Below are 5,394 nucleotides of genomic sequence, written 5' to 3'. Positions count from 1 at the left end.
GCACCGACTTCCGCGGCGGGCGGAGGCGGCGCGCGGCGTCCCGCGCACGCCGCGGCCGGCCCCCGTGCCCCCGGTCCCGCCCGCCCCCGTGGGCACCGCGCGCGCCGCAGACGCCGGCACGACCCCCGAGACCGCCGACCGGGAGGCCGCCGCGTGACGACCACGACCCCGCGCCCCGCGCCCCGCGCCGCGGCGCCCGCCCCCGAGCTCGCCCCCGGCGTCCGCCCGCACCGCGTCGCGGTCGGCGGTGCGCTCGCCGAGCGGCTCCCCCGCACCACCGCCGGCCGCCGCGCGCTGGCCGGGGGCGCGCTCGTCGCCACCGCCCTCGTCGTCGGCGCGGCCACCTCCGCGCAGCCGGTGCTGGCCCTCGGCGTCGCCGCGGTGGTGCTGGTCGTCGGCCTCACGCTGCGGATGCCGATGGCGCTGCCCGTGCTCGGCATGCCGCTCCTGCTCCTGGTCAACCGGGTCGGCGGCGCGCTGTCGGTGTCGGACTTCGTGCTGTTCGCCGCGTTCTGGCCGGCGCTGCTGTTCTGCCGCCGTCCGCTGACCCGGCCCATGCGCAACGTGCTGTGGGCGTCGGCGTTCTACCAGGCCACGGTGCTGTTCACCGTCATCGCCAACCCCTACGTCGCGAACGCCGTCGAGTGGTTCCACGAGTGGCTGCTCGTCGGCGGCGCGCTCCTCGTCGGCTGGGCGATCGGCGCCGCCGGGCACGCGCGGCTCGCGCTGGGCCTGTACGTCGGCGGCTCCGTCGTCGTCGCCCTCGCCGCCCTGGGCCAGTTCGCCGTGAACGCGGCGTCGGGGAACTTCGGGCCGGTGTACCTGAACGAGCCGCTGCTCATGCACAAGAACTACATCGGGTGCGTGCTGGCGTTCGCGGCGATCATCGTCTACACCCGGCCGCGGTGGCTGCAGTGGAACGACCTGATCTGCCTCGGCCTGTTCGGGCTGTTCCTCGCCGGCATCCTCGTGGCGCAGTCCCGGCAGGCGCTCATCGGCCTCGCCGTCGCCATCGCCGTGGTCGCGCTGCGGCCCGACCCGCACCGGCACCGGTCGAAGGTCGTGCTGCTCGCCATCGCCGGCGCCGCGGTCGTCATCGGCACGCTGGTGCAGGACCAGCTGGAGTCCGGCAACCAGTACAACTCCGCCTACCAGCGGCTGATCTGGTTCCGGCAGTCGCTGCTGATCTGGGAGCAGTACCCGTGGTTCGGCGCCGGCCTGCGCTGGTGGTACACCGACCGGTTCGAGGAGAACTTCCAGCCGCCGAACGCCGAGTTCGAGATGCTGTCGTCCGGCGGCATCGTCGGGCTCGTCGGGTTCCTCGTGATGTTCCTGGCGATCCTGGTCGTCCTCTGGCGGGTCGACTCCCGGTACGGCACCCTCGCGTTCGTCCTGGTGCTCATGCGGTTCGTGCAGGGCCAGTTCGACCTGTTCTGGGTCGCGGCCCAGGTGTCGATCCCGTTCGTCATCGCCGGCATCTGCCTCGGCGCCCAGGCGCACGCGCAGCGGTCCGGGGAGGTCGAGGACGAGCCCGCGGTGCTCGGACCGCCGCCTCCGTCGTCCCGGAGCACGCCCGGCCCGTCCGACAGCCCCGCCGGCCGGCGCGCCCGGCACCTGCGCGAGGCCGTCGTCGGCGGCCGGCCGCGCCGCCGCCGCCCCGCGCTGCCCGTCGGGCACCGGGAGCCCTCGTGACCGCGCCCGGCGCCCCCACGGCGCGCCTCGACGTCGTGCACGTCGTGTGCACCGACGCCTTCGCCGGCGTGGAGCGCTACGTCACAACGCTCGCCCGCACCCAGGACGCCCGCGGCCTGCGGGTGCACGTCCTCGGCGGGGCCGCCGACCGGATGCCCGCCGAGCTCGCCGGCTCCGGCGTCCGCTGGTCCCCCGCGCCCACCCCGCTGCGCGCCGCCCGCGCGCTCCGGCGGCTGGACGCCCGGCTCGTGCACGCGCACATGACCGCCGCCGAGCTCGCCGCGACCGCCGCGGCGCGCGCGCCGGTGGTCGCGACCCGGCACTTCGCCGACCGCCGCGGGTCGTCCGCGGTGGGCCGCGCCGTCGGCCGGTTCGTCGCGCCGCGGATCGCCGCCCAGGTCGCGATCAGCGCGTTCGTGGCCGACCGCGTCGAGGGCCCGTCGACCGTCGTGCACCCCGGCGTCCCGGTGGTCCCGCGCACCGGCGCGGAGCCGGAGCGCCGCCCCGTGGTGCTGATGGCGCAGCGGCTCGAGGCCGAGAAGCGCACCGACGTCGCCCTGCGGATGTGGGCCGCCTCCGGGCTCGCCGCCGAGGGCTGGGAGCTGCACCTGGCGGGCGACGGCGCCCTGCGCCCCGAGCTGGAGGCGCTGGCGGCGTCGCTGGGCCTCGGCGGGTCCGTGCGGTTCCTCGGCATGCGCGCCGACGTGCCCGCGCTGCTCGCCACCGCCGGGATCTTCTTCGCGCCGCGCGACGACGAGCCGTACGGCCTGTCCGCCGTCGAGGCGATGGCGCACGGCAGCCCCGTGGTCGCGGGCCGCGGCGGCGGGCACTCCGAGACGGTCGGGGCCGCCGACGGGGCGGTGCTGGTGCCGCCGGACGACGTCGAGGCCGCGGGCGCCGCGCTCGCCCGGCTCGCCCGCGACCCCGAGCGCCGCGCCGCCTACGGCGAGGAGCTGCGGGCGCTGCAGCAGCGCCGGTTCGGGCCGGAGACGCACGCGGACGGGATCGCGGCGGTGTACGCGACGGCGCTGGGCGCCCCGCTCGGACCTGCGGCGACGCCCGCGGCGCCCGGCGTGACCGGGGTGACCCCGTGAGCGCCGACACCCGGGACGCGGCAGGCCCGGCGTCCGGCCCCGGCGCGGCCGAGGCTCCCGACGCCCGCCCGGGCGGTGGCACTCCCGCCGGCGGCGACCGCCGCGACCTCGTCGTGCTGTCCCTCGAGCCGTGGGACGAGGTGTGGCGCCGCAACCAGCACCTGGTCGCCGGGCTGCTGGCGGCCGACCCCGGCCTGCGGGTGCTGTTCGTCGAGCCCCCCGTCGACCACCTGCACGACCTGCGGCGCGGCGCGTCCCCGACGCTCGGCCGGCGGCTGCGCGCGCTGGGGCCGGACGACGGCGCTCCCGCGGGCCGCGCCTGGGCGTACCGGCCCACCAAGTGGCTGCCCCGCCGGCTCGACCCGGCCGGCGACGACCGCCGCGCGCGCACCGTCGCCCGGGTGGCGCGCCGGCTCGGCATGCCCGACCCCGTGCTCTGGGTGAACGACCCCGACGGCGCCGCGGTGCTCCGCGCCACCGGCTGGCGGTCGCTCTACGACGTGACCGACGACTGGCTGCGGGCCGTGCGCGAGCCCGCCGAGCTCGAGCGGACCCGCGCGGCGGAGGACCTGCTCGTCGAGCGGTGCGCCGAGGTCGTCGTGTGCTCCCCCGCCCTCGCGCGGGCCAAGGGCGCCGACCGCCCGGTCACGCTGCTCACCAACGCCGTCGACGTCGACGCCTACCGCACGCCGCAGCCGCGCCCCGCGGACCTGCCGGACGGGCCGTACGCCGTGTACGTCGGCACGATGCACCCGGACCGCCTGGACGTGGAGGCGTGCCTGCGGGTCGCCACGCACCTGCGGGCCACCGGGGCGCGCCTCGTCCTCGTCGGGCCCGCGCTGCTCGACCCGCTGGACCTGACCCGGCTGGACGCCGCCGGCGCCCTGGTGCTGGGTCCGCGCCCGGCGGCGCTGGTGCCCGGGTACCTGCAGCACGCCGGCGTCCTGCTGGTGCCGCACGTGGTCGACGGGTTCACCGACTCGCTGGACCCGATCAAGCTCTACGAGTACCTGGCCGTGGGCCGGCCCGTCGTCGCGACCCCGGTCGCGGGGTTCCGGGACCAGCCCGCGGACCGCGTGACCACGGCCTCGCCGCAGAACCTCGCCGACGCCGTCGTGCGGGTGCTCGCGGAGGGCGGCCCCGACGGGATCGGGCCGGCGCCGGCGGACGTGCCGCGCTGGTCGGACCGGGTGCGCGAGATGCAGGCGGTGCTCAGCCGCGTGCGGGCCTCGCGACCCGCCGCCACACCGCGGTGAGCAGCTCGGCCGTGCGGGCGACCGCGTAGTCCGCCTGCACGTCCTTCCACGCGCGGTCCGCGCGCGCCGCCGCCTCCTCCGGGCGGTCCAGCACCCGCGCGACTGCCTCGGCCAGCGCCGGCACGTCCCGCGGCGGCACCACGAGGCAGCGCGGCGTGCCGTCGGCCGCCACGGCGATCTCGTCGACGCCGCCGCCCGCGGTCGCGACCACCGGCACGCCGCGGGCCATGCCCTCGACGACGACCTGGCCGAACGGCTCGGGCACCGGCGAGGCGTGCACCAGGACCGACAGGCGGTCGATCTCCCCGACGGGGTCCGCGACCCAGCCGGTCAGCTCGACCCTGTCGGTGAGACCCAGCGCCGCGACCTGCGCGCGCAGCTCGACCTCGTACCCCTGCTCCTCGAACAGCGCGGCACCGACGACCCGGAACCGGGCGTCGGGGAACCGCTCGGCGAGCAGCTCGGCGGCGGCCACGAACTCCCGCTGGCCCTTCGTCGGGCTCACCCGTCCCACCAGCCCGATCACGGGGGTGGCGGGTGCGGGCCGCGCGGCCGGGTCGGCGGCGACCTGCTCCGGCGCGAGGCCGGGGTACGCGAGCGTCCAGCCGCGCGGCAGCGGCAGCAGGGTGCGCGCGGTGGCGTGCGAGTTCACGACGACGTGCCGGGGCCCGCGGCGGCCCAGCACGCGCAGCACCCGGGCGACCGGCGCCGGCAGGTAGTCCTCGGCGATCCGGTCGTGCACGTGCCAGACGAGCGGGCGGCGGGCGAGCCGGGCGGCGGGCAGGCCCAGGACGTCGGCCTTGAGGGACGTCGTGTGCACGACGTCGGGCTGCAGGTCCCGGAGCAGCCGGGCGAGCCGCGCCACGAACGGGAGCGTCGCCGCCGCGGAGCGGGCCGCGCCCAGGGCGGACCTGCCGGCGGCCGCGCGGTCGGTCTGCGCGATCCGGGGGTCCAGGGGCAGGACCCGGACCGCGACCCCGGCGTCCCGCAGCCGCCCGGCCAGCGGCCCGTCGGCGAACAGCACGACGGTGACCTCGACCGCGGCCGGGTCGAGGGCGCGGACCGTGCGCAGCAGCGCCAGCTCCGCGCCGCCGAGCTGGGCGGTGTGGTCGAGGACGACCACCCGCACCGGGCGCGGGGCGGCGTCCGGTGCGGGGGCCGCGGTCACTTCGACTCGGCGGCGACCGGCGCGCGGTCCTCGGCGGGGCGGTCGGCGTCGGCGTCGGTGTCCGCGTCAGCGGCGGCGTCGGCCTCGGCGCGCGCGGGCCGGTCGGCGGCGCGGTCGTCCGCGGACTGCTGTGCGTCCTCGGCGACGACGTCGGCGGCGCGGTGCTGGCCGTCGCCGCGGGGGC

Annotated in this window: 5 protein-coding genes; 3 read left to right on the top strand and 2 right to left on the bottom strand. The window is 78.7% G+C overall.

The features are described from left to right. Positions 1-153: 153 nt before the first annotated feature. The 3 genes from KVT14_RS23560 to KVT14_RS19685 are packed head-to-tail and all read left to right on the top strand — an operon-like array spanning position 154 to position 4,042. Positions 154-1,692, top strand: a complete 1,539-nt coding sequence (locus tag KVT14_RS23560; protein ID WP_217617214.1) for an O-antigen ligase — start codon at positions 154-156, stop codon at positions 1,690-1,692. Continuing rightward, positions 1,689-2,786 (top strand): glycosyltransferase family 4 protein, encoded by a 1,098-nt coding sequence (locus tag KVT14_RS19690; RefSeq protein ID WP_217617213.1) that lies wholly within the window; start codon positions 1,689-1,691, stop codon positions 2,784-2,786. Before KVT14_RS23560 ends, KVT14_RS19690 begins: the two co-directional genes overlap by 4 nt. After that, positions 2,783-4,042, top strand: coding sequence for a glycosyltransferase (locus KVT14_RS19685; protein WP_217617212.1), 1,260 nt, complete (start codon positions 2,783-2,785; stop codon positions 4,040-4,042). The genes KVT14_RS19690 and KVT14_RS19685 overlap by 4 nt, the downstream gene beginning before the upstream one ends. Here the strand turns inward: KVT14_RS19685 and KVT14_RS19680 are convergent. Together KVT14_RS19680 and KVT14_RS19675 are read right to left on the bottom strand one after the other, a co-directional pair. Then, complete coding sequence (locus KVT14_RS19680; RefSeq protein WP_217617211.1) at positions 3,999-5,210, bottom strand: glycosyltransferase; 1,212 nt, start codon at positions 5,208-5,210, stop codon at positions 3,999-4,001. The two genes, KVT14_RS19685 and KVT14_RS19680, sit on opposite strands and share 44 nt — an antisense overlap. Further along, positions 5,207-5,394: hypothetical protein (locus tag KVT14_RS19675; protein WP_217617210.1), on the bottom strand; the 188-nt coding region annotated here is incomplete at its 5' end. The genes KVT14_RS19675 and KVT14_RS19680, both read right to left, overlap by 4 nt.

It is taken from the genome of Cellulomonas sp. GbtcB1 (assembly GCF_019091725.1).
GTDB lineage: Bacteria > Actinomycetota > Actinomycetes > Actinomycetales > Cellulomonadaceae > Cellulomonas.
The sequence above is the reverse complement of the archived record's forward strand: the minus strand, read 5'-3'. Positions and strand labels throughout refer to the sequence as shown.